This window comes from Muriicola sp. E247 (genome assembly GCF_041358175.1).
GTDB lineage: Bacteria > Bacteroidota > Bacteroidia > Flavobacteriales > Flavobacteriaceae > Muriicola.
In genome coordinates this window covers 430,699-456,454 of the sequence record NZ_JBGKBE010000001.1, presented here as the reverse complement: position 1 = coordinate 456,454, position 25,756 = coordinate 430,699, and the positions used below count along the sequence as shown (strand labels likewise).

Below are 25,756 nucleotides of genomic sequence, written 5' to 3'. Positions count from 1 at the left end.
ATGAAACCAAAAATTTCCCTCTTACTGCTATTATGCGTAATGTCCTTTCTGGGTGTAAATGCCCAGGATGAAAATCCGTTTATTACGTATGATGTGCCATCTCAGAACCTGCTGAAGTTCAACAGGTTTCTGATCAATCCAACCTTTTCCACGGTAAGGGAAAACAAGTCGTACATCAACCTCTTACACAGAAATCAGTCGGTCACCTTCGACGATAACAACCAGACCTATTTTCTGAGTTATAGTGGGCGGATGAACGACCGTACCGGATTAGGTCTGAGTTTGTATACTCAAAGGGAGGGTATAGTAAGCAACTATGGAATACTCGCCAATTATGCCTATGGCGTAAAACTCAGTGATAAAAGTAATTTTACTTTTGGTGCCAATGTCTCCTATTATAACAGTGGATTTGATGAGAACCGGGCCAACCCCGTGGAAAACGATCCTCTGTTAAATGGTTTCCAGGACGTATCCCTTCTTTCTTTTCAACCCGGATTCAACCTTTCCTACGGCAAATTCGACATTGGAATGTTTGCTGAAAACCTTTTTGATTACAACCTGAAATCACAAGAGTCTGTATCCGACTTTAAAGACAAGACTTTTTCGGGCCATTTACAATATACCCATCAGTTTGAAAATGCTTCAGGTATCCTTGAAAATGCCCGACTCATGCCGCTGGCCAGAGCCAGGAAAGTAGGGCAGGACGACTTTGTCCTTGGGGGAAATCTTATCCTTGACCTCCCTAAACTAGGATGGGTACAAGGGGGTTATGATAGTTTTTACGGAGCTTCTGCCGGAGTTGGATTTAATCTGAACAAAAGACTATCTATTGGTTATACAATGGAAAAAGGCCTATCCAACAACTTTGACAATTTTGGGGTAACACACGAACTCTCCTTTGCTTATTCTATTACACCTAACCTTACCGAGGACCGGGTAATGCTAGAAGATTCAGAAGAGGCTCTCGCTCAGAATGAGGAAGACCCGAATAATCTACTTGATGAGAATCTGACCGATAAAGACGAAGAAATAGAAGAGTTGAAACGACGTCTGGCAGAAAATGATGCTATCCTCGCAGAATTGATGTACAGACAGGATTCTATCGAAAGCAATCGACAGAAAGATCTGGAAGATCGCTTTGAAAGAGTTATGCGTATGGTGCGAAGAGAGACTGCCGGTGACAGGCCTGATCTGGAAAAACGTGCTGAGGAAATGTACTTTATTAACAATGACAAGTCTGCCCTGGCTCAGGAAACAACGGATCCTAAAGAGTTTAAAACCGATCTGTATAAACAAAAAGAACCCGCTGCTGTTATTGAAAAACAACAGACGCAGGATGTGGTGGCACAGGTGAAGAAGTCGCGTGAAACACCCAAAAGAACTCAAACTACATCAGGGGTTAAGAGCAGAAAGTTCCATGATCTCAAAGGAGTTCAGGACGGATATTATGTTGTTGCCAATGTTTACAAAGACGAGCATTACCTCAACAAATTTGTTGACGCTATGACCGAGGAAGGCTTTCCGGCCAACTATATCAAAAATCCTGACAATGGGCTAAAATATGTTTACCTGCAACGATTTGAAAGCTGGAAAGAAGCTGAAGAAGCCTACCATACAAAGCTCGGAGGCAACTATGCCGGGGATCTTTGGGTGATGAATGTGCAAAACCGATATAGAAACGATACCTATCTGGCCAATGCTAACAAGATCAAAGAACGCTCTTCTGAATTCGGTACAGATGTACTGCAAAAGAACGTTGTTGTTCAGGACAAAGTAGCGGCAAATATCCCGGATGAACAAGATCCCGGACTGTACGGCGGCAATACAGATTACTATATAATTGCCAATGTCTTTGCCAATCCGAACAATGCAAAAAGATTTGTACGATTACTTAATTCCAGGGGCTTAAGTGCCAGTTACTTTGTGAATCCTAAGAATAAATACCGATATGTATATTTAAAGAAACACAACTCCTGGAATAACGCCTTAATAACCTACTACTCAAAACTCAATGACGCTTATAATGACAAGATGTGGATTATGCGCGTCACCCCAAATCTAATAGCTTAAATGAGACCGAACTTTACCCGAAAAATACTGCTTGTTTGTTTAGTCCTTTTTTCATTTTTGGGCTATGCTCAGGAATTTACCCCTTTTACTATTCGATACCAGAATAATATTAAGGGTGACCTGACATTTATTGCAAACAACATTGTAAACCGTGACGGAGGAACTGGAAGTACAGAACCCGAAGATCCGTATAACGCAACTGGCAACTCTTCTACCTACAATGACTGGTTAAATCAACAGTATATTGATGTAGACAGCGATCCCACTACTTTTAGCTCGAGTTCTGCCACTTTCGCTTTCCCCAATCCAAATTGTAACCTGATCAGGTACGCAGGACTATACTGGTCCGCAACCTATCCCAGTGAGCAGGCCGGGCAGGCCCTGGGAACCAATCGTCAGAATGATTTTAATCAGGTAAAACTCATGGTGCCTGGTGGCGCCTATGTGGATATTACCGCCGATCAGGTATTATATGATGGTTTCACCAGTGGAGACCCTTCTGTAACCCAGAATAGTCCTTATGCCTGTTATGCAGACGTAACTGGGCTAATAACTACACTTGCAGATCCTTCAGGAGACTATACGGTGGCCAATGTGCGTTCTGTTGTGGGCTCACTTTCTCCGGGAGGTGGTGCCGCTGCCGGATGGACCTTAGTTATTGTTTACGAAAACCCTACTCTTACAGGAAAATTAATTACCACTTTCGACGGTTTTGCCCGCGTACGTAGTGCAAATCCTACCGTGGACATTAATTACACCGGTTTTAATACGATTCCTGCGGGTCCTGTAAATGCCCATATAGGTGCAGCAGCTTTAGAGGGAGACAACCGAATTACCGGTGATCAAATGAGAATAAGGGCTGCGAGCAATCCACTTTTTACAAATATTAGCGACCCTGTTAATCCGTCTAATAATTTCTTTAATAGTAACATTACGCTAAACGGGGCAATAACCAACAACCGTACTCCAAATAGCGTGAACACGCTCGGATATGATACGGATATGTTCTCTCTGAACAACCCGCTTAATTCAGTAATACCCAATGCTGAAACCGCAGCAACCCTTCGGTTCACTTCTAATGGAGATCAGTATTATCCTTTCTTCAACTCCTTCAATATTGAAATTATTGAGCCTAATATCGTTGTTGAAAAAACGGTAGAGGATATTGCCGGTAATGATATAACCGGTCAAGGTGTAAATTTAGGTCAACTTTTGGATTATGTGCTGGCCTTTCAGAATACAGGGAATGACGATGCTACAAATTATGTGCTCAGAGATGTATTGCCGGTTAATGTAACCATCGATGAGTCTAACCTGGTTCTACCTCCCGGGGTTACCTATGTTTACGACCCTGTTGCTCACGAGATTTCCTTTAACATTCCGGATAATATCATTGAAGAAGGAGATCCTGTAAGGGAGATCAGGATGCGGGTACAGGTAGCTGAAAATTGCTTCGATTTTGTCGATGCTTGTACTGATCAGATCCCAAACCAGGCTTATTCAACCTACCAGGGGGTAATCAACAATAACGTGATTACCGATGATCCCTCTGTATCTGATTTTGACAGCTGCGGATTTGTTACCCCCGGGGCAACCAACTTCCTTCTCGATGACCTAGAAAACTGTGATTACAGCAGAACTGTTCAGCTCTGTGGGGATAATGTACTGCTTGATGCAGGAGACAATTTTGACAGCTATGTCTGGTACATTGATGAAAATATGGACGGGTTGATCGATGCGGGTGATACCATTATTGACGATGGGGACCCGGATAATGATCCAAGTACACAATTAGTTACTGAAATTGGGATGTACATCGTTGACAAGATCGTCGCCGATCCCTGTAAAGGATTTCAGGAAATTATAACTGTAGAAAATTTTGGGGCTACCCAGACCAATCCTATAATAGATCTTATAAATGACACTTCCAATACTGTTGAGGGAGAGGTAGTCACTTGTCCTAATGACGGAGAACTTTTGCCTAAAGTCTTCTTGTGCGGACTTAATGATACCGAATTAATCCAGATAAATATCCCTGATGCCGATAGCATTGAATGGGAACAATTAGATACAGCCAGTTGTTCTTCAGCAGGAGCTGATTGCGCTAATAAAAATTCGGGCTGTACCTGGAATAATGTGGGGAATGGTAATAACTTCCTCGCCTCTGATGCGGGAGAATATCGTTTGATTATCAACTATCAGAACGGCTGTTTTACCCGGTTCTACTTTAATATTTTTAAGAATCCTCTTAATCCCCAGGCCAATGTTACGGACCTTATCTGTACCTCTCCTGGTAACATCACCGTTACCAATATGCCTGTCGATTACGAATATCAATTACTAGACGCTACCAATGGAAATATCCTGGTACCGTACAGCTCAAATAACGGCCCCAGCTTTACAATCAACAGCAATGGAGCCTACACCGTAGAAATGCGTCAGCAGGGAGTTACGGGCGGATGTATTTTCAGATTGGAGAACATCGGGGTATTAACTCGTGATTTCCAGGTAGATATCACTACCAGGGATACCGACTGTTCCGGGCTTGGTGAAATTTCTATTTCCGTCCTGGATGTAGAGCCTCAATATTACTACGAAATATCCCAGGGAGGAACCACCGTCGATACATTTGGACCAAGTGCAGATAACAATTACACCTTTGCCAACCTAAATGATGGGGTATACGATGTATTGGTAACAACAGATGATGGATGTAATTATACAGAACAGGTTACTATAAATGATCTTACAGATCTTGATCTTACAGCGACCATATCACAACACATAAGCTGTCGGGAAGGAAATATTCAGATGAATTCTACCGGGGGGCAAACACCTCATACCTATGCCATTTGGACTTATGTTGATGAACTGGGAAATACGGTTACTTCTTACGCAAACCCCAGTGATATACCGCCCTCAGAGTTTCAAACAAGTGTGATTTTCGATATTTTAGATCCGGGGGATTACACTTTTGTTGTTGTTGACAGAAACAATTGTTTTGCTTTTTCTAATACGGTCACCATAGTTTTGGTGCCTTCTATTGAATACGATCCTACTACAGTTATTGACGAAACTTGTTTTGGCGCCGCGGATGGATCCATTAGTTGGAATCTAACCAACACAAATGGATATCAGCTAACTTTCTACCTTCTCGATGAGAATGGTGTTGAAATCGCCAATAATTCTTCAGGAATATTTACAGGCCTGGCACAGGGTGATTACACAGTTCGCCTCAACCAGAGAAAGGGAGGTTCCTCCTGTGATTTCTTCGAAGACTATACCATTTCAGGGCCCACTAATGGTGTAACTTCAACGGCTGTTTTGATTCAGGATTATAGCTGTACTCAGTTCGGTATCATTGAAGCCCAGGGTACTACTGGAGGAACAGCCCCTTATGAATTCAGTATAGATGGGGTAAATTTCTTCTCAGGTGCCGGTGCGGAAACATTCTCCGGCCTAACAGATGGCACATATACAATAACTGTCAGAGACGCCAATGGATGTCTTTTAGTTACGAATCCGGTAGTGGTAAATCCACTGGATGTTCCTACTGATATCAGCTTTTCGGCGACAACTCCAAACTGTCCTGCCTTAACGTCTGATGTTACCCTCTCCGTAACCGGCGGGATAGGGGCAATTACCTATGACATGATCGCACCTGTGGTTGTAAATAATGGGAATAACAATGTGTTTACAGGGCTGAGCCCGGATACCTATACTTTTAGGGTTACAGATGCCAATGGTTGTTTTTATGAAGAAAATTACACCATTGCGCCTGTTGTGCCTATTCAGGTTAACGGAACCTTAGTAAGCAATGTTACTTGTTTTGGGGGGTCTGATGGAGAAGTCGAATATAATGTCAGTGGTTTTGGCGGTACCTATGCTTATACAATTAACGGAGGTGCAGCAGTAACCGGTCAATCGGCTAATACTGTTAGCCTTAGCGGACTTGCCGCTGGGGATTATACTATCATTGTTACTGATGAAACAACAAACTGTACAGATACAGACACTATTACAGTAAGTGAACCTGCAACAGCACTGTCGTTTACCTTTACAACAACGCCTCTTACCTGTTCTTCGGATGCTTCTGCAACTATCACCGCAAGCGGCGGATGGGGCGGATATTCTTATGAGTTAGAACAACCCGACAATTCAGTAGTGGGCCCACAAGGTAGTAATGTCTTCTCAGGCTTAAGTCAGACCGGCACCTATACAATTACACTAACCGATTCTGAAGGTTGCGTCGTTACTGATACGTTTGTAATTACTGCTCCGGGTATTCCAACCCTTACCCTGGATCCGGATACAGATCTGTGTTATGATCCTTCAACGGGGGTAACCCTTAATGCGAATGTAAGTGGGGGAATTGCGCCGTATTCTTACAGTCTAAACGGAGGAGCAAACCAGAGCTCAAATGTTTTTGCCAACTTAACTCCCGGTGCTTATACCGTGGTGGTAACCGACTCCTTTGGGTGTACTGCTACTTCAAATACGGTAACTATTGAGCCTCAGCTAACAGTTAGCGGTATACTAACAAAAGAACTGGATTGTACCGTATCTCCGGATGCCGTAATTGATATAACCATCAATGGGGGATATGCTCCTTTTTCATACCAGGTGAATGGTGGGGCCAGTAACGCAGTTGTGGGCAATACTTTTACCTATTCAACAGCAACAGATGGTTCTTTTACCTTCCTGATTACCGACGACGAAGGTTGTACGGCCCAAACCACTATTGTGGTAGACCCAATCACCAATCCGGTGGCTATGCATACTTTTACAGATCCAAGCTGTGACAGCAATGCCGATGGTACGGTTAATATAATTATTGACACTAACTTCGGAACTGCTCCTTACCAGATAGATTTTGACGGGGCCGGATTTTCAAATCAGACCACCTACAGCAATCTGGCCGCGGGGACCTATTCCTATACCGTTCGCGACAGCAAATCCTGTACCTATACAGGAAGTGTTACCCTTACGGCTCCGAATCCTATTTCGGCAGATGCAATAGTTATCCAAACCTATACTTGTCTCCAAACTGCAAGTATTCAGGCACAAAATATTACAGGAGGAACTCCCGGTTATACATACAGCATCAATGGAGTAACATTCCAGGCTTCTGATACCTTTACCGGACTCACAGACGGATCGTATACTATTACCGTAATGGACAGTAACGGCTGTACTTTTGTCACCGCCAGTGCAGTGGTGCCACCTTTAGATCCACCTACCGATATTTCCTTTGCGGCAACCCCTCCCAACTGTCCGGCAGAAACTTCAGATGTAACCTTAACTGTAACGGGAGGAATAGGGGCTATTACATATGAAATTATCGCGCCAGCCCCAGTAAACAATGGAAATATTAATGTGTTTACCAATCTTGCCCCTGACACCTATACTTTCCGTGTAACAGATAGTTACGGGTGTACTTACGACGAGAATTATACCATCAACCCTGTACCAAAAGTTCAGGTAGCTGGCGTATTGGTAAGCAATGTGTCTTGTGTTGGAGCTTCAGATGGAGCTGTAGATTTTGCAGTAAGCGACTTTGCCGCTACTTATTCCTATACAGTTAATGGTGGGGCTGCGGTAACCGGGCAGTCGGCCGCAACCATCAACCTTACGGGACTTGCCGCAGGAAACTATACAATCATAGTCACTGACGAAACCACCAACTGTACCGATACAGACACTATTACTGTAAACGAACCGGCCCTGCCTTTGGCTTTTACTTTTGTTGTTACTCCTCTTACCTGTACAACAGATGCCAACGTTACTATAACCGCAACCGATGGATGGGGTGGATACACTTATGAACTCGAACAACCCGATACAACAGTACTCGGGCCACAGGCCGGAAATTCTTTCTTCGGACTTAACCAATTGGGAACATATACCATTAGCGTCACGGATGCCGGTGGATGTACGGTTACAGACACTTTTGATATCGTTACGCCTGCAAATCCTGTCGCAAGCATTGATCCTGCTTCAGATCTGTGTTATTCCTCTACCAGCCTTGCAACAGTAGTAGTTGGGGCTGCCGGAGGCCTTGCTCCTTATTATTACAGAATCAACGGTGGACCTACACAAACATCAAATACATTTGCTGATCTGATCCCGGGGAACTATACGTTCACTGTTCTGGATTCCAATGGGTGTACTGATGATGTTCTACTCACAATTGAGCCCGAGCTTACTGCAAACGCCACGCTGACAAAAGATCTCGATTGCTCGGTTTCACCAGATGCAGTAATTGATGTAACTACCTCTGGTGGCTACAGCCCGTATTCTTACGAAATTGACATCAACGGAGCTGGTTATGTAGCTTATGGTGGTGGCTTTCCTTACACAACTTCTGTTGCGGGAACGTATCAATTCAGGGTGACAGATAATGAAGGGTGCGTTGGAGAATCGAATGTGATTACTGTAACACCTGCAGTAAATCCGGTTGCGACAGCAACGGCTACAGATCCCACCTGTAATGGAGATACAAATGGAATTGCAGAGATCAATGTAGATCCAAACTTTGGAATAGCCCCATATGTCATCAGTTTTGATGGATCAGCATTTACAGCTCAGACCGTTTATACAGGTCTGGCAGCAGGAACTTACAATTATACGGTCAGGGATGACAAAGGGTGTACTTATACCGATAGCGTAACCCTTAACGATCCTGTCCTTTTCGACGCCAACGTCGTGCCTACAGATGTTTCCTGTGGTCCCGGAGGTGATATTCCAGGAAGGATTGACATCAATATTACCAGTGGAGGAGTGGCTAATTTTACTTATACGCTCTATGATAATTCAAACAATATTGTTGTCACAACAGGGCCCAATCCTATTGTCAACACTCCATCTACAACAGCCACTTTTGACGGTCTTTTATTCGGTGATTATTACGTCCGGATTATAGATGCCAATGGATGTGAGTATTACGAGAACCCTGTAAGGATCAGGGCAAACCCATTCCTTACCTTGAATGCAGGTACAGTCATTGTGGATTGTCCTACAGGAGGAACGGTTGAGTTGTCTGCTGATGGAGGATCGGGGGATTATACCTTTACAATCTATGGAACGGCTACAGGCCCAACTACAGAGGTGCCGGGTGGTCCACTTGAAGAGATCGCAACCTTTACCGGATTAAACGCCGGCCAAACATATATCTTCCAGGCGATAGATAATGTTAGTGGATGTTCGAGCTACGTGGAAGAAACTATTCCGACGCTTTCCACTATTGATGTGGTAGCGACGCCCACGGTTACCGATGTACTGTGTTTTGGCGATACCAATGGAAGCATCACTTTCCAGATCGAAGGATTTGATCCCACTGTAACCGATATTAATTACAGTGTTTTGGAGACGTTGACCAATAATCCCGCCTCAGGTCCCGGAGTATATACCGGTACTGCTACAGGTCCGGCTGGTGGCCCCACAGGGTCAGTAACTATTAACGACATTGTCCCTGGAGATTATATCCTGTATTTTGAAGAGGTTGGCGGAACTCAGTGTTCTAACACTTATCCTTTCAGAATTCTGGAGCCAACCCCTATTTCGTTAAACCTTGTTGATAACAACAATGCTAATTGTAACGAGGATGCGCAGGTAACTGTATTGGCAAGTGGTGGAACGGGAGCATTTACCTATGCCTTTGTGGAAGATGGCGTAGCACCTCTCCCTGGTGATTTTACTGCCAGCAACTATGCAGAATTAGATCCGGCTGTAAATACAGACTGGGATGTTTACGCCCAGGATGCAAGTGGATGTATTTCCCCTGTACTGGATGTAGTTATAGCCTCTGATCCGGAACCTGTTATTTCAGCTTCGGTGCTCAATCAATGTGCTGCCGACGAGGGTAACTTTATAGTACGTGTAACTCTGGACGTTGCAGGAGTAGGACCTTATAACATTAGCGTCAATGGCGGTGCTTACCAGTCGACTACCCTGACCAATGCAGGCGACTTTGTTGACTTTACCGGACTTACCTCAGGGAACTACACTTTTGAAGTAAGGGACTCTAATAGCTGTGGTAATTCAGATAATGTGGTGATCTATGCCCCTTCTGCGCTAACAGCAGAAGCCCTGGTACAACCTACATGTGCCACCAATGACGGACAGATTTTACTGACACCTTACGGTGGGTCAGGCGTGTATACGTATGAACTTTTCCTCGGCGCGGTTAGCCAGGGAGGACCTCAGGCATTGCCGTTATTTACTGGATTGGCTCCGGGTGTTTATACGGCGTTTGTTTACGATAGCCTCGTTGCGGGTTGTGGTTCATCGGTAAGTATTGAGCTTACTGTCCCTACTGCTATTTCGTTTACGATTACCCAGACAAATATCAGTTGTACTGGGGCAAGTGATGGTACCGTCACTGCCGTACTCGATCCGGGAATGGATAATCCTCCATACGAATATGAATTATACGATGGTACAGGTCTTATCCTGTTGAACGGACCTCAGCCATCTCCAACATTTACAGGGCTTGATGCAGGAAATTATCAGATTTTAGCCAGGTCTTCCAGATTGTGTGACGATCGTGTTTCCTTTACGATTACAGAACCTAATCCGGTTGATGTAACAGCGACTGCAACAGATTTTGCCTGTGATGCGAGTAATTCTGTAACCCAGGCAGTCATAACTGCCGTTGGTACAGATGGAACCGCTCCATATACCTACAGTATTGATGGGGTAAATTTCTTTAGCAGCAATACATTTAACGTAAACGATACGGGAGTAGTCCAAAATATTACCGTTACTATCCGTGATAATAATGGTTGTACAGATACAGATCTGGTCACTATCAACCCAATGCCAACAATTACCGATGTATCTGTTTCTCAGATCACGGCAATTACATGTTCAAATGACGAAACAGCACGGGTTACTGTTACCGGTGGATCAGGAGATTTTGATTTTGATCTGCTTCCTCTTGGGACTGTTCTAACGCAATCCCCGGGTGCCGGAATTTATACCTCTGATTTCACCCTAACTGCTCCCGGAGACTATGTTTTCAGAGTAACAGACAATGTAACAGGATGCTACTATACGTCCGCTCCTTATACCATTGCCCCATACGATCTTATAGAAGCCGTAGCTACGGCGGTTACTCCGGTAACTTGTTTCGGGGATACCGATGGAGAACTGTCTATACAGGTAAATAATTACCTTGGTAATTATACCTACCAAATCTTTGATGACACGGCTACGCCAATCACGGGAGTGATAGCAACGGATACTTCTGTAAACCCCAGAACCATTTCAGGACTGCCTGCGGGTAACCTCTACGTTGAGGTGATTGCAACAGATACTCCTTTCTGTGATGATATTTCTAATACGGTAACCATCGGTTCACCAAGTACTCCGGTTGCTGTTTCCGTGGTTTCTAACATCAATGCTAATTGTAATATAGGTGCTCAGCTAACCGTTCAGGGAGCCGGGGGAACTCCTGGATATACCTATGCGTTTATGCCTACAGGAAACATTCCTGTCCCGGCAGACTATGCGGTCAGCGCCAGCGCTGTACTTACTCCTGCTGTGTATCCGGCAGATTATGACGTCTATGTTCAGGATGCTAACGGATGTAGCACTTTTATTACGGTAACCGTTAATGAAGATCCGCTACCAACAGTCACTGCCCCGGCTTATGCCACAGACCAGTGTACCTCAACAGGAAATTCATATACTTTTACCGTTGTTGGTACTGGCGTGGCTCCACTTGAATATAGTGTTGGCGCCGGATTCCAGTCGAGTACAACCATTACGGTTTCTGCTCCTGGTACGTATACCGTGACCGTTAGAGATGCAAATGGGTGTACAGATACAGATACGATTACTATTTTACCTCCATTAAGCCTTACTCCGGATGTAGTTGTACAGCCTTCCTGTGCTCTTAACGATGGGGAAATCCTTATCACAGCAGGTGGTGGATCCGGTAGTTACGAATATGACCTTCTTGACGGAGGTGGAGTGAGCGTCATCGGAGGTGTGCCACAGGCGTCGAATACCTTTACCGGACTTGCCCCTGATACCTATACAGCAATCGTTTATGATATTTCAGGATCGGGATGTGATGCCCAGGCTACTATAACCCTGGAATCTCCTACGCCTGTAACATTTACCTACAGCAAGGAAGATGTTTCCTGTAACGGAGGCAGCGATGGATCAATCACCGTAAGTCTTGACCCGTCAAATGACAATCCACCTTACACCTATACTCTTGATGATGGAACAAATCCTCCTGTAGTACAATCGAGCCCTATATTCAGTGGTCTTGTTGCCGGGTCTTATGACATCACGGTTACCTCAGACAGGAATTGTACCCATACCGAAACTGTAGTCATTGACGAGCCTCTGCCTTTGGCGGTAACTGCTACTGCTACCAGCTTTGCCTGTAATCCGGACAATTCCGTTGCCCGGGCAGTGATCACTGCAGTGGCAACAGATGGTACGGCTCCGTATTCATACAGTATAGACGGTGTTAATTTCTTTGGCAGTAACACCTTCAACATCAACGATACCGGTGTTGTTCAGAACATCACTGTAACTGTGAGAGACGACAACGGTTGTATGGCCACGGATATGGTTACCATCGATCCGCTGAATGTATTTACGGCTACTGTAAGTCAGGTTACGGCCATTTCATGTGCTAATCCTGAACAAGTGCTCATTACAATCAGTGATGACAGTAATCCTGCTAATACATATACCATTGTTGCTCTTCCCGTAGGGAATCCGGATGCAGTCCAGACTGCTACTCCAACAAATGTAACAGCCGAGTATGACCTTACTGCTGTCGGCACGTATGTTTTCCGTATCACGGATGATGCCACTGGTTGTTATTTTGATACTGCCCCTTACGAAGTGTTGCCTTATGACCTGATCGATGTGACGGCTACTGCCACAACACCAGTAGTATGCTACGGTGACTCAAATGGAGCACTCGAGATCAATATTTCCGGATATGCCGGCACATATAATTATGAAATATTCACCAGCGCCGGTGTTTCTACCGGAATTAGTGGTGCCGGAGATACGGCTACCAACCCGGCAACTATCAATGGCTTACCTGCTGGAAATTACTTTGTCAGGATCACGGAAACTGCTCTGCCGCTTTGTACAGAGGATTCGAATATTATCACCATTGTTTCGCCGAGCTCAGCGCTTACTGCGGCCATTAGCGAAGTGGCTAACGTAACCTGTACAAATGATCAGGGTGAGATACTTGTTGATCCATCGGGAGGATATCCTCCTTATGACATCGTAATGACAAATACGACTACTGCTCAGGTATATACTGTAAATGGAGTGAACAGTCATTCATTTGCCGGACTTTCAGCAGGAAACTTTACAGTTGATATTACGGATGCCGGAGGTTGTGTACTCAGTGATACTATAACCCTTACTCAGCCTGCTCCAATTACATCTGATATTACTGCTACTCCAACCACTCTTGTGTGTTATGGAGACACTAATGCTACCGTAACAGCTATCAACGTTGTTGGTGGCCAGGGCGTATATCAATATCAATTGAACTATTACGATCCTACCGGAACGGTAATTGATTTCACCAGCGGGGGACAGACCAGTCCTGTGTTCGACAACCTGGGTGCCGGGATATACAGCATAACCGTATCAGACGGGTGGAATTGCGATGTGGAAACCGTCCAGGTAACCATTAGCGAACCTTCTGATGTGGAAAGCAGTCTTATTGAGGCTTCTATGTTGACTTGTACCAACAATGCTCAGATCACCCTTTCTGCTACCGGAGGAACAGGACCTTATCAATACAGTACTGACAATGTTGTCTTCTCGCCTATGTCTGGCGGAAATACACATACCTTCTCCGTTGGAGCTGGTGTATATCAGTACTATGTAAGGGATTCTTTCGGTTGTGAGGCGAATATCAGTAACCAGGTTAGCATTGATGCTGTGCCGCCGCTTATGATCAACCTCGACCTCAGCGCGGCTATGATTAACTGTACCGGGGAAGCTACTGCAACTATTATCGCAGATGCTACGGGCGGACTTGGAAACTACCAGTATGAATTGTATTCGGATGCAGCCTTGTCGGTATTACTCGCAGGGCCTCAGGCCAGCGATACCTTTAGTGGTCTCAATGCCGGCAGTTATTACATCAGAGTAACCAGTGGAGATTGTGTAGAGGTAACTAATGAAATTCTTATTACCGATCCTCTTCCATTACAGATAGATCGCCAGGAATTTACAAACGTCACCTGTGCAGGTGAGGCCGATGGAACGATCACTGTTGAGGTTTCGGGTGGTACCGGGAATATCCTGTATGCCATTTCTCCTAACCTGAACCAGTTTGATACGGTCAATTATTTTGATCGACTTGCTCCTGGTGTTTACGACGTAATCGCACAGGATGTGAATGGATGTTTTATCCCATTCCAGTTTACGATCACGGAGCCTGCGCCGGTTGCTGCAACAGCTACCGCTCAGCCTGAGATCTGTGCCGGAAGTGAGGATGGTACTATAACCGTTAATGTGTCGGGAGGTACCGCGCCTTACCGCACTGCATTGAATACCACCGTGGATTCGGCCTTTGTACAAGACCAGTTCTTTTACTCAGACCTGGCGGCCGGTACGTATGTTGTATTCATCAGAGATGCTCAGGATTGTGAAACCAACGTAATTGTCGAAATAGAGCCGGGAGTAAACCTGAATGGTACGGTTGAACCAGTATACGAGTGTACGGGAAATATTCCGGACAACTATATCAATATTACCATGGATGATCCATCTGTGCTAGGTTCCATCATGTATGCCCTTGATTCTACCGATCCTTCGGATATGCAGTTGAATCCCGACTTTACAAATATTCCTCCTGGATCGCATTATATTGCGATTTCACACGCCAATGGTTGTGTTCTGACGCTTGATTTTGAGATCGATAGCTTCGAGCCTCTGACCCTGGTGCTGGAGCAGAACAATATCAATGAGATCACTGCCATTGCAGCTGGCGGATCGCCACCGTATACCTTCTATTTTAACGATGAGGATAACGGTGAGGACAATACTTACTACATCACTGAAACTGCAACGCATACCGTGCGGGTAGTTGACAGTCTGGGATGTGAGATGGAGGCCCAGATTTTTATGGAATTTATTGACATTGAGATCCCCAACTTCTTTACCCCGGACGGGGACGGAATGAACGATCTGTGGTTGCCCCGAAATATGGAAGGCTTCCCAGAGATACTAATCAAAATATTTGACCGTTATGGTAGGGAGATCACTGTCATGGCGATAGACCATACCGGATGGGATGGAATGTACAAAGGATCAGAACTGCCTACTGGAGATTACTGGTACGTTGTAAAACTCAACGGTGAAAGAGATGACAGAGAATTTGTGGGACATTTTACGCTCTACAGATAGGAGAATTTAACCGAAGCAAATATGCGTAAGTCGATCGTTTTAGGAATAATAATGTTGAGCGTAATGTTCGCAAGGGGACAGGAGCTTACCCTGCCACAGCTGTCTCAGTATCTGGCAGATAACCCTTTTGTGATGTCTCCCACATACGCAGGAATCGGGGATCACATCAAGATTCGAATCAATGGACTTACTCAATGGGTGGGGATCGAAGACGCTCCTGATACCCAATCCCTGGCAGCCGACGCAAGAATCGGGAACAAGTCGGGTCTCGGTATGCTGCTATACAACGATAGTAACGGAGAGACCAAACAACGGGGGGCCAGATTGTCTTTTGCCCACCATTTGACCCTCGACCGTTATGATGATGAGTTTGTATCTTTCGGGATTTCCTATAACTTCAATCAATTCAGGATTGACATAGAAAATTTTGATAGTCCCGACCCTAGTGTTACTGACGACAGGGCAACTACCAATCACAATTTTGATGTTGGGGTGCTGTACAGGAAAGACAAGTTCTATTTTAGTCTTAACGCCTCGAATCTATTAGATAAAGATCTTTCGAACTTTAATCCTGTTTTTGAACCCAACCGCCTTCGTAACTACTACATATACAGCGGATATCGGTATACAAAAAACAAAAACAGCAGATTGGAAATAGAGCCCTCTGTCTTTTTTCAATGGTTTGAAAGTGATGGGCGTTCTGTAACCGACCTGAATGTGAAGTTTCGCTGGTATGATTTTGAAGATTACTACTACGCCGGTGTTACCTACAGGTTCTTAAATGATCAGATCGGTAATCCACTCTACATCGCTCCGATTATGGGCCTAAAAAAGAGTAATTTCTACTTTGGATATTCCTACCAGATTATTCTGAATGAAATCCTGGGATTCAGTACAGGAACCCATGTGGTTACTTTGGGGGTAGACCTGTTCCAGGGGCTTAGTAATTGTCGCTGTACCTACTAGAATAAAGTGTTTTTGGGTTACCTTTGCCCGAGAATCAGATGCTTTGGATACAGTTAGCCTAAACAACATCAGACTATACGCCTATCACGGATGTTTGCCCGAAGAAACCCGCATTGGATCTGATTACAGGGTCGACATCAAGGTAAAGGCCTCTCTGGAGAAAGCCGCAAAATCTGACACCTTGGTTGACACTGCCGACTACGTAACTATTCATCATATCGCAAAAGAGGAAATGAAAATTCCTTCTAAACTCCTCGAACATGTGGCTAAGCGAATAGCGGATAGAATCCTGAAGGAAATCCCCGTTGTTGAGAGTGGAAAGGTGAAGGTGGCTAAGATCAATCCGCCCATAGGAGGTGATGTGGCTTCTGTCTCGATAAGCTATCCATTTTCTCGATAAGCTGAAGGTGAATTTAATGTTATCCGGGTCTTAATCCTTATCGATGCAGGTAGACAATGGTATTGTGGTCGAATTGGATAGGCGGAACTGCGCATCAGCTTTTATGGTGGTTCGAGTCCACCCGATGCCTCTTCATTTTACGCATTATTTAAGGAGCGCACTAAATTAAGGCAGTGCAATATGCGTGATGTTTCCATCTAATTTTTGTAAATTTGCTGCTTTGCAAAGGCATCGTGGCCGAGTGGCTAGGCACAGCTCTGCAAAAGCTTGTACAGCGGTTCGAATCCGCTCGATGCCTCAAAAAACCCCGTTCAACAGAGCGGGGTTTTTTATTGGCCTTCCGCCTCTTTTATCAATTCTATGCCTTTTTCTATATTGAACTTGTCTTTGGGAAGGAATCCCTTTATGATTAGCACAACTCCACAGATAGCTAAAATAACACCGAGGCCTTTTTTTACAAGGCGTATTCTCTTTGGTGTCAATTTGCGTTTTAGTTGTTTCGCTAGGAGGATCTTAAAGATGTCGGTAATAAGATAGGCGATGAGCATAGTGGAAAAAAACACCATTATCCTATTCGGGTCATTGTCAAGGCTGGGACCTACTATAATGATCACCCCAAGCCAGAATACAAGTACCCCTATATTAATAAAATTGAGTAAAAAGCCTTTTATAAATAGCCCCAGGTAACCCGTTTTGCTTGTGTGTACATCGGTTTTGTCCTGTGCAGGAGCCTTGTTAAAGAGAATGGTAATAGCGTAGATCAGAAGGATTACTCCCCCAAAAACATACAATCCGGGTTGGTTGCTTAAATTTTCCAGGAGTTGAAAGCTGCTGAAGTAGGCGATTATCAGGAAGAGGATGTCGGCTATTATGACTCCGGAATCAAAGACCAGACCGGCCCTGAAGCCCTTGGTGGCACTGGTTTCCAGAAGAACAAAGAACACCGGCCCGATCATAAAACTCAGGAAAAATCCGAGTGGTATCGCTGCCTGAATGTCTTCGACCATTGCTACAGAATTACATTCGTTCTATTTTGCCTCCAAAAACTGTCTTTTCCTCCATCTTATCAGGATCTCCATAAACATAGACGGTTCCGCCTGCCTTCACACTTACTTTTACATAAGACGTGGCGTGTATTTCAGCTGATGAACCTGCATTTACATTAACTGTGGTAAACTTAGTTTTAAAGTCTTTGCCTTTATAAACGCCCCCTGTATTGATTTGAACATCCTGGTTGTCTGAATTCCCAACCGTATTGATCACTCCTCCGGTTACCGCTTTTATAAGCAATTGTTCAACCTCGGCCTGAGCGTTGATCTCTCCGCCTTCCTGAGCTTTGAGTTCCAGTACATTCTGGGTGATGGTTTCCTTTGTTGTAATTCTTGCATCTTCATTTACATCTATAACCATCAGATCATCAGTATAATAGAGGTCAATGAATGTCCTATAACCACTGAAGAGCTTAACGATCTCCATTCGAACCTTCAGCACTCCTCCTGAATTTACGAAAGCCACTTTGGAAGTATTTGCCCCCGTGATCACAGCCAGGTTTTTATCAGAGCGGATTAAATTTACAGAAAGACCATCGTAGACCTTTACTTCTGAAAATGCATCCAGATTCTGTGTCACCTTCCCTTCCTGCGCCTGCAGGTGGTAAACCTGGCATATAAAAAGTAGTAAAATCAACTTTTTCATCTGCTATTCTCTTAGGATGTCCTATAAAGAACGGATAAATATTTGAAAACTTGCTAAGCTTTTCCGAGAAGAGTAAAATCGAGGTGTCTTTTTACAAGATCTGTATCCTTGACCATAACGCGGACTTCATCGCCTAACTGATAAACCTTTTTTCTTCGTTCTCCTACTAAGGCGTATTGCTTTTCATCAAAGGTATAATAATCGTCTTTTATATCCCGGATCCTGACCATGCCTTCACATTTATTCTCGATAATCTCGACGTAAATTCCCCATTCAGTAACCCCGGAGATAACACCTACAAACTCCTGGTCTTTATGGTCCTGCATAAATTTGATCTGCATGTACTTAATAGAATCCCTCTCGGCACTGGATGCCAGATATTCCATGTCTGAAGAGTGTTTACACTTCTCCTCAACAGATTCTGCATTTACCGACTTTCCCCCCTCAAGATAGTGTTGCAATAGTCGATGTACCATTACATCGGGATATCGACGGATTGGAGAGGTAAAATGACTGTAGTAATCAAAGGCAAGGCCGTAATGACCAATATTGTCCGTAGTGTATATCGCTTTGCTCATACTTCTAATAGCCAGGGTGTCGACAAGGTTCTGTTCCTTCTGTCCTTTTACATCCTCAAGAAGCTTATTTAAAGAAGCACTGACGCTCTTTTTGTTGTTGAAGTTAAGCTTGTGTCCAAATTTAGAAATGATGCCATTTAAAGCCATTAATTTGTCTTCGTTGGGCTCATCATGTACCCGGTAGACAAAAGTTTTCTTAGGCTTTTGCTTTCCGATAAACGCCGCTACTTTTCTATTAGCCAGCAGCATAAATTCCTCAATGAGTTTATTAGCCGCTTTTGCCTCTTTAAAATAAACACTTAGAGGTTCATTTTCTTCATTGAGGTTAAACTTAACTTCCAGTTTATCAAATGAAATAGCCCCAGCATTCATTCGTCTTTCACGCATGATTTCGGCCAACGAATTCAATGTTAATACCGCCTCTTTGATCTCCTCCGATACTGAATAAGCCTTTCCTCTTATGGAAATTTCTTCACTGATATCCCGACTTTTGTTTTCAATTATATACTGTGCCTCTTCATAGGCAAAGCGTTCATCGGAATGAATTGCAGTTCTCCCAAACCATTCACTTTTTACCTGGGCCTGGTTATCAATCTCAAAAATTGCCGAAAAAGTATATTTATCTTCCTTAGGCCGCAATGAACAGGCGTTGTTAGACAGGATTTCAGGTAACATTGGGACCACCCTATCTACCAGATATACCGAAGTTGCCCTTTCGTAAGCTTCTTCATCCAATATACTATCAGGAGTGACATAATAAGAAACATCCGCAATATGAATGCCTACTTCATAGTTTCCGTTGGGAAGTTTCTGGAAAGACAAGGCATCATCAAAATCCTTTGCATCCCTGGGATCGATCGTAAAGGTGAGAACATCCCTCATATCCCTTCTTTTAGAAACCTCTTCTTCTTTAATTGCTGTATCCAGCTTGTTGGCGTAGTGATCTACCTCCTTTGGAAAATGATAAGGAAGGCCGTATTCGGCAAGGATGGCATGTATCTCTGTATTGTGTAGTCCGGGAAGACCTAAAACTTCAACTACTTTCCCTGTTGGTGACTCTGCATCTTCTTCCCATGAAAGAACCTCTACAATCACCTTTTCTCCATCCTTCGCCTTCCCCACTTGGTTGATCGGAACAAAAATGTCTGTGTACATCTTATGATCCGTAGGACGGACAAATGCAAATGATTTATGTAAATCGAATATTCCTACGAAATTGTTCTTTTTCCTTTTCAGGATATTAACAACTTCCCCTTCCAGTTTATTGGATTTTCGTTTTGGCTTTACCAGCACTTCTACAATGTCCCCATCAAATGCCCGGTTAATTTTATTGTAGGAGATAAATATATCATCATCCAGGCCATCCACTATCACATAGGCATTCCCTCTTGCTGTTACTTCAATCTTACCTTCGTGAAGTACTTTATTTTCCAGGGATTTGTACTTACCTTTTTCAAATTCCCTGATTCTCTCTTTTGCTTTAAGCTGACCTAACCTCTTAATCAGTATATTTCTTCCTTCAGTATCGTTTATTTCTAATTTTGATGCAATCTGCTTGTAATTAAAACTTTTGTTAGGCTCTTTTTCCAGGACTTCAAATATCCCTCTTGTTATCTCGTTCTTTCTATGTTGATTAGCCCTTTTTTTCTTCTTCGTCATTCAATAATAATTTGGGCGCAAAATTACGAATTATAATCCACTGACTGCTTATTCAGATCGATTGATCCCAACTCTTTACCTATTTGTTAACATATATAGATACATATTTACTTTTTTGATTTAAATAATTTAAAAAAATGGGTATGATGATAGGCTGTTAACTCTGGGGATAAAAAAGTGTTCTATTATTTGTAATGAACAACTTCTTTACTTTACAACTAAGTTTTCAAGTGTTGATTACACTATAAATAAGTTGATTAGGACACTTATGAAAAGATGTTGATAAACTGAATCAACAATAATAAGTTTATAAGTTTATCTCCTTCTGAGTGTTAACTTCACCTTCTTTTAAGTGTATAAGACCCTATTAACTTTTAAGGATATTATTTTGGAAATTTGAGAATATGTCTAACTGCAAAATTTGTATTAAATACCAGGAAGAAAAAACAAAATCTTATTGTTGAGCTATCAACATTATTAAGAAACAAAAAAAGGTTGTAAATCAAAGGATTAAACAAAACATTAATTTAACATTGTTAACAAGTTTAATCAGATGTTTTAAGTAGCAGGATTTGTACCTTAGTATAGAATTTATCTCTAAACACATGAAAATAGCCATTGGAAATGACCACGCCGGAACTGAATATAAACTAGCGGTAGTCGGCTTGCTTAAATCCCTTAATATTGAAGTTATAAACCACGGTACTGATAGTTCGGATAGTGTGGATTATCCCGACTTTGTACATCCGGTCGCAAAGGACGTAGAAGAAGGAAATGCTGAAATTGGAATAATCATTTGCGGAAGTGGAAACGGCGCATCTATGACAGCCAATAAACATCAAAAAATCAGAGCTGCCCTTTGCTGGAATAAAGAGATCACTGAACTGGCCAGAGCCCATAACGATGCAAATATCCTGAGTTTACCAGCCAGGTTTATTTCCCTTCACCAGGCCCTTGAGATGGTACAGATCTTTTTAAACACGCCTTTTGACGGAGGACGACACGAAAGAAGAATTGAGAAAATGGCCTGTTCCTAACAGGAACTATCAGTAAGCAGCCACATTTTAATATTTTGAATGGCGCACTCACATCACCATCACCATCACCACCAAAAGCTGAGCGGTAAGAAACTACTGATCTCCATTCTCCTGAATATTGTTATTACCCTGGCACAAGTTATAGGAGGGATTATTTCAGGTAGTTTAGCACTTCTCTCGGATGCCCTTCATAACTTCAGCGACGTACTTTCACTTATCATCAGTTATTTAGCCAATCGATTTACCAGCAAACAAGCTTCTACCACAAAGACTTTCGGCTATAAAAGGGCTGAGATTATGGCCGCTTTCGTAAATTCTGCAACCCTCATCGTTATTGCTGTCGTCCTAATCAAAGAAGCCGTTGAGCGGTTTCTGCAACCCGAGCCTATTGCCCCGGCCCTGGTTATATGGCTTTCCGCCCTGGGGATTCTTGTAAATGGATTCAGCGTACTACTTCTTAAAAAAGATGCAGGCCAGAACATGAATATGAAATCTGCATATCTGCACCTGCTTACAGACATGATGGCTTCCGTAGCCGTCCTAATTGGTGGTCTGCTGATGTACTTCTATCAACTGTACTGGGTTGATCCTTTACTGACTATCCTCATTGGTCTCTATTTGATCTATATGGGATACGACCTGCTGAAGTCTTCTTCGAAAGTACTCATGCTTTTTACCCCAGACCAGATTAAAGTGGATGAGATCGTCAAAATCGTTGGGGATCACCCTGCGATTAAAAATGTACATCATGTGCACATCTGGCAATTAAACGAAAGGGAAATTCACCTTGAGGCACATATAGATTTTTACGAAAATATTAACTTGAATGCCTTCGATGATATTTTGAAAGGGATAGAAGAGAAAGTCTATCACGACTTTGGTATTACCCATCTTAGTATTCAGCCCGAATTTGGAAAATGTCATTCAAATGAGGTCATAGTACAGGATTAAAACAACCTATGGAAATTAAAATCAAGTCCTACAAAGATCTGAGTAAAGCGGAATTGTATCGCATTTTGCAACTGAGAAACGAAGTCTTTATAGTAGAACAAAATTGTCCTTACCTGGATATTGACAACCTGGATGAAAAGGCATATCATGTACTGGGGTTTAACAAGGCAGGTATATGCGCTTATACCCGGGTATTTGAGGCGGGAGATTATTTTAAAGACCCCAGCATAGGTCGGGTGGCTGTATCTAAAGCATCAAGAAGTTTGGGCTATGGAAAAAAAATAATGCAAGCGTCTGTTGAATTCATTGAGACCAAGTGGCCTAAACAGCCCATAGTGCTTTCAGCCCAGCTTTACCTGAAAAATTTTTACAAAGAACTAGGATTTAAAACCAAAGGGGAGGAGTATCTCGAAGACGACATTCCACACATAAAAATGATCAGGCCATAGATTTCTCCATAGCCTTGATTCCAAATAAATTCAAATTAATTAATTACCCCTAGATTTTGATCGGAGTCTTGTTGGTCAGGTTGATATCCTCCAACAGGTTGTCTGTGAATTTATAATGCCCTTTTGTAGTAATGATCCTGAAGGCATCAGACTTCATCCGGCTGAGCGCATCGAGGAAGACCCATTTTGTTTTTAACAACTGAGGCTCATCTGTTTTTAAGCTGATCTCAAAAAAATATCTTTTTCCGTCTTTGTTGGCCACAATATCCGGAGTAACAGTCGTTCCGTTCTTTTTTCTCAAAAAGGATTTGGGTTTGTCGTACCCGTCGAGATCAACCCTGATCTTGTCAAAACCCCGGGCCTCAAGGTGATGAACGGATTTCTCAATAAACTCTGTGTGCTCTTTTTTGTCTGCTTTTACCATAGGGTTCAAGATACAAAAAAATGATGAGACCCCCAATTTCAGAAAGCTGATTAACAGTGTGTTAAGATACTCAACAAAGCAATTTATACGATACTCCCTTGCTGTTTCATAAAGAAATTGTCTTTCCCGTCTTCACGGATTCATCCGCAGCCAGGACTACTTTCAGGCTAAATACTACGTCTTTAAGATGAGATGAGAGGTCAGTATTTTGACGAATGGCATTTAAAAATAATTTTTGTTCCAAAAGACACAATTGGTCGTGATCAGGTTCATCCTTCGTGGAAATATACTTGTCTTTCTTAAGAAAACCCCCCTGAGCATCCAGTTCACTGGAATGGATTTTCAGGGCTCCGGTTCGGGTGTGCCCCTCCACGTCATCAGAAGAATCCAGTTGTGCATCTGTGATAGAAACACACCCTTGAGGACCTATTACATCTTTGACAAAAAAGGCCGTCTCACTCATCATAGGCCCCCACCCCGCTTCGTACCATCCCACCGAGCCATCTTTAAAACGCACCTGTAATTGTCCGTAATTGTACATCCGGGAATCAATCTCATCAGACAGCCGCGCTCCGATCGCAGAAACACTTACCGGTTCTGATCCGGTCATCAGACACATCACATCAATATAATGCACACCGCAGTCTACAATAGGCGACATCGATTTCATCAGTTGCTTATGGGTGTACCACTGGGGACCCGAGCTCTGCTGATTGAGGTTCATCCGCATAACCAATGGTTTTCCCAAGGTTTTGGCAATTTCGATAAATTGCTTCCAGGCAGGATGCACCCTAAGAATATACCCAACCACCAGCTTTCTGTCTAATCGGGAGGCGAGAGCTATAAGTTCCTCAGCCTTTTCAACTGTCTCTGCCAGGGGTTTTTCTACAAAGACATGCGCCCCCGCTTCCAGTGCCATTTTCACATACTCAAAATGCGTATCCGGATAGGTATTTACAGAAATGGCGTCCGGACTAGTGGTCTTAAGAGCCGAGCCATAATCAGAATATGTGGGCAGCCCCCCAAGAGACTTAGATAGCTCTTCCCTGCTTTGTGGAGACCGACTAACCAGTCCAACTATCTCGAATTCATCAAGATGATGATACGCTCTGGCATGACTGGCGCCCATATGGCCACAGCCCACCACCAGGACCCTGATTTTGTCTGTTTTATTCATAAGGATTAAAGAAATTATAAAAGACTGCCACCTAAAGATATGGAAAAAGAGGTTCTTTTTTTACAGCGCAGGCAGGGTCTTAAAAATATCGCTTTACAATATCACGTACAGAAGAAGCGTAAGAAGAACCAAAAATATTGAGGTGCACCAGCAGGTAATACAATTGATAGAGTTCAATTTCTGCCTGGCTGGGCAAGGGACGATCAGAAGCCTCTTCATATGCATGGTAAAATGAGGAAGAGAAACCTCCGAAGAGTCGAGACATGGCAATATCCATCCCCGGATGGGAATAACTTACGCCGGGATCAATGAGGTAAGGTGACCCATTTTTTGCAATAAGAAAGTTTCCACCCCAAAGATCCCCGTGTATGAGTGAAGGTTCACAGGGGCTACAGATATCGTGTAGCCGCATTTCTATTTTATCAGCTGGAGGAACGTCTCTTTTGCTCAAAAGATCCTTGTCATGTGCCATTTTCAATTGTGGGAGTAGTCGGCTTGAAGTATAGAATCCGGCCCAGTTATCGGCGCGGGTATTGTACTGGGAGAGGGAACCGATATAATTATCTGTATCCCATCCAAAGCTTGCTGCTTTTGCCGTATGAAGCCCGGCCAGCTGCCGCCCAAGTTGGACCATGTCTTTTTCACCCGCACCTTTAGATTCTATATATTCCAGTAGCAAACACCCCCCCGATTCCATTTTCGAAAGGTGTATAGCCCGGGGTGTTTTTATAAACCCGGTTGCGGCAATGGCCTCAAGACCGTCGTTTTCGGCTTTTAGCATGGAATATCCCATATCTCCGGCCTGGTACTTGCAGAAGAATTGATCAGTCCCCGCAGTAATTTTAAGCGCCGTAGAGATATCGCCACCTGAAACCGGCACAAGAGATGTAATTTTAAGGCCGAGAGAGGATTCAATATGCTTTTTCAGCTCATTTTCCAT

General features: G+C 43.4%; 13 protein-coding genes and 1 tRNA gene. 8 read left to right on the top strand and 6 right to left on the bottom strand.

The genetic code is table 11. From position 1 onward, the window contains the following. From ACA086_RS02025 to ACA086_RS02005, 5 genes are all read left to right on the top strand, one after another. A complete protein-coding gene (locus ACA086_RS02025) occupies nt 1–2,070 on the top strand; it encodes a PorP/SprF family type IX secretion system membrane protein (protein WP_371001654.1) in 2,070 nt (689 codons plus the stop codon). Further along, nucleotides 2,071–15,480: a T9SS type B sorting domain-containing protein gene (locus ACA086_RS02020; RefSeq protein ID WP_371001653.1), complete on the top strand. Its 13,410-nt coding sequence runs from the start codon at nt 2,071–2,073 to the stop codon at nt 15,478–15,480. Nucleotides 15,481–15,501: 21 nt separating this feature from the next. Then, complete coding sequence (locus ACA086_RS02015; protein ID WP_371001652.1) at nt 15,502–16,446, top strand: type IX secretion system membrane protein PorP/SprF; 945 nt, start codon at nt 15,502–15,504, stop codon at nt 16,444–16,446. Nucleotides 16,447–16,489: 43 nt separating this feature from the next. Continuing rightward, nucleotides 16,490–16,846 (top strand): dihydroneopterin aldolase, encoded by a 357-nt coding sequence (folB, locus tag ACA086_RS02010; protein WP_371001650.1) that lies wholly within the window; start codon nt 16,490–16,492, stop codon nt 16,844–16,846. A gap of 227 nt (nt 16,847–17,073) precedes the next feature. Beyond that, nucleotides 17,074–17,144: transfer RNA gene (locus ACA086_RS02005), tRNA-Cys, on the top strand. 31 nt (nt 17,145–17,175) lie between these two features. Here the strand turns inward: ACA086_RS02005 and ACA086_RS02000 are convergent. The 3 genes from ACA086_RS02000 to rnr are packed head-to-tail and all read right to left on the bottom strand — an operon-like array spanning nt 17,176 to nt 20,778. Then, the gene (locus tag ACA086_RS02000; RefSeq protein WP_371001649.1) at nt 17,176–17,853 is read right to left on the bottom strand and encodes a LysE family translocator; all 678 of its coding nucleotides are present in this window, start codon (nt 17,851–17,853) and stop codon (nt 17,176–17,178) included. A gap of 10 nt (nt 17,854–17,863) precedes the next feature. Further along, the gene (locus tag ACA086_RS01995; RefSeq protein WP_371001648.1) at nt 17,864–18,541 is read right to left on the bottom strand and encodes a head GIN domain-containing protein; all 678 of its coding nucleotides are present in this window, start codon (nt 18,539–18,541) and stop codon (nt 17,864–17,866) included. A gap of 53 nt (nt 18,542–18,594) precedes the next feature. Then, nucleotides 18,595–20,778 (bottom strand): ribonuclease R, encoded by a 2,184-nt coding sequence (gene rnr / locus ACA086_RS01990; protein ID WP_371001646.1) that lies wholly within the window; start codon nt 20,776–20,778, stop codon nt 18,595–18,597. 605 nt (nt 20,779–21,383) lie between these two features. Here rnr and rpiB point away from each other — a divergent pair. The 3 genes from rpiB to ACA086_RS01975 are packed head-to-tail and all read left to right on the top strand — an operon-like array spanning nt 21,384 to nt 23,215. After that, nucleotides 21,384–21,815, top strand: coding sequence for a ribose 5-phosphate isomerase B (gene rpiB, locus ACA086_RS01985; RefSeq protein WP_369747924.1), 432 nt, complete (start codon nt 21,384–21,386; stop codon nt 21,813–21,815). A 39-nt stretch (nt 21,816–21,854) separates the two neighbouring features. Then, nucleotides 21,855–22,766: a cation diffusion facilitator family transporter gene (locus ACA086_RS01980; RefSeq protein ID WP_371001644.1), complete on the top strand. Its 912-nt coding sequence runs from the start codon at nt 21,855–21,857 to the stop codon at nt 22,764–22,766. Nucleotides 22,767–22,774: 8 nt separating this feature from the next. After that, nucleotides 22,775–23,215 carry a GNAT family N-acetyltransferase gene (locus ACA086_RS01975; RefSeq protein WP_371001642.1) on the top strand — a complete coding sequence of 147 codons (441 nt, stop codon included), beginning with the start codon at nt 22,775–22,777 and terminating at the stop codon, nt 23,213–23,215. Between the two features lie 49 nt (nt 23,216–23,264). Here ACA086_RS01975 and ACA086_RS01970 read toward each other — a convergent pair whose 3' ends face one another. From ACA086_RS01970 to ACA086_RS01960, 3 genes are all read right to left on the bottom strand, one after another. Beyond that, the gene (locus ACA086_RS01970) at nt 23,265–23,639 is read right to left on the bottom strand and encodes a hypothetical protein (protein WP_371001641.1); all 375 of its coding nucleotides are present in this window, start codon (nt 23,637–23,639) and stop codon (nt 23,265–23,267) included. Nucleotides 23,640–23,745: 106 nt separating this feature from the next. Continuing rightward, nucleotides 23,746–24,816 carry a Gfo/Idh/MocA family protein gene (locus ACA086_RS01965; RefSeq protein ID WP_371001640.1) on the bottom strand — a complete coding sequence of 357 codons (1,071 nt, stop codon included), beginning with the start codon at nt 24,814–24,816 and terminating at the stop codon, nt 23,746–23,748. 79 nt (nt 24,817–24,895) lie between these two features. Beyond that, nucleotides 24,896–25,756 (bottom strand): fructosamine kinase family protein, encoded by an 861-nt coding sequence (locus ACA086_RS01960; protein WP_371001639.1) that lies wholly within the window; start codon nt 25,754–25,756, stop codon nt 24,896–24,898.

Excerpts from the sequence above, each read along its gene's own strand:
- ACA086_RS02025 (WP_371001654.1), top strand. The coding sequence starts at position 1 with ATGAAACCAAAAATTTCCCTCTTACTGCTATTATGCGTAATGTCCTTT.
- ACA086_RS02020 (WP_371001653.1), top strand. The coding sequence starts at position 2,071 with ATGAGACCGAACTTTACCCGAAAAATACTGCTTGTTTGTTTAGTCCTT.
- ACA086_RS02015 (WP_371001652.1), top strand. The coding sequence starts at position 15,502 with ATGCGTAAGTCGATCGTTTTAGGAATAATAATGTTGAGCGTAATGTTC.
- ACA086_RS02000 (WP_371001649.1), bottom strand. The coding sequence starts at position 17,853 with ATGGTCGAAGACATTCAGGCAGCGATACCACTCGGATTTTTCCTGAGT.
- ACA086_RS01995 (WP_371001648.1), bottom strand. The coding sequence starts at position 18,541 with ATGAAAAAGTTGATTTTACTACTTTTTATATGCCAGGTTTACCACCTG.
- rnr (WP_371001646.1), bottom strand. The coding sequence starts at position 20,778 with ATGACGAAGAAGAAAAAAAGGGCTAATCAACATAGAAAGAACGAGATA.
- rpiB (WP_369747924.1), top strand. The coding sequence starts at position 21,384 with ATGAAAATAGCCATTGGAAATGACCACGCCGGAACTGAATATAAACTA.
- ACA086_RS01980 (WP_371001644.1), top strand. The coding sequence starts at position 21,855 with ATGGCGCACTCACATCACCATCACCATCACCACCAAAAGCTGAGCGGT.
- ACA086_RS01975 (WP_371001642.1), top strand. The coding sequence starts at position 22,775 with ATGGAAATTAAAATCAAGTCCTACAAAGATCTGAGTAAAGCGGAATTG.
- ACA086_RS01970 (WP_371001641.1), bottom strand. The coding sequence starts at position 23,639 with ATGGTAAAAGCAGACAAAAAAGAGCACACAGAGTTTATTGAGAAATCC.
- ACA086_RS01965 (WP_371001640.1), bottom strand. The coding sequence starts at position 24,816 with ATGAATAAAACAGACAAAATCAGGGTCCTGGTGGTGGGCTGTGGCCAT.
- ACA086_RS01960 (WP_371001639.1), bottom strand. The coding sequence starts at position 25,756 with ATGGAAAATGAGCTGAAAAAGCATATTGAATCCTCTCTCGGCCTTAAA.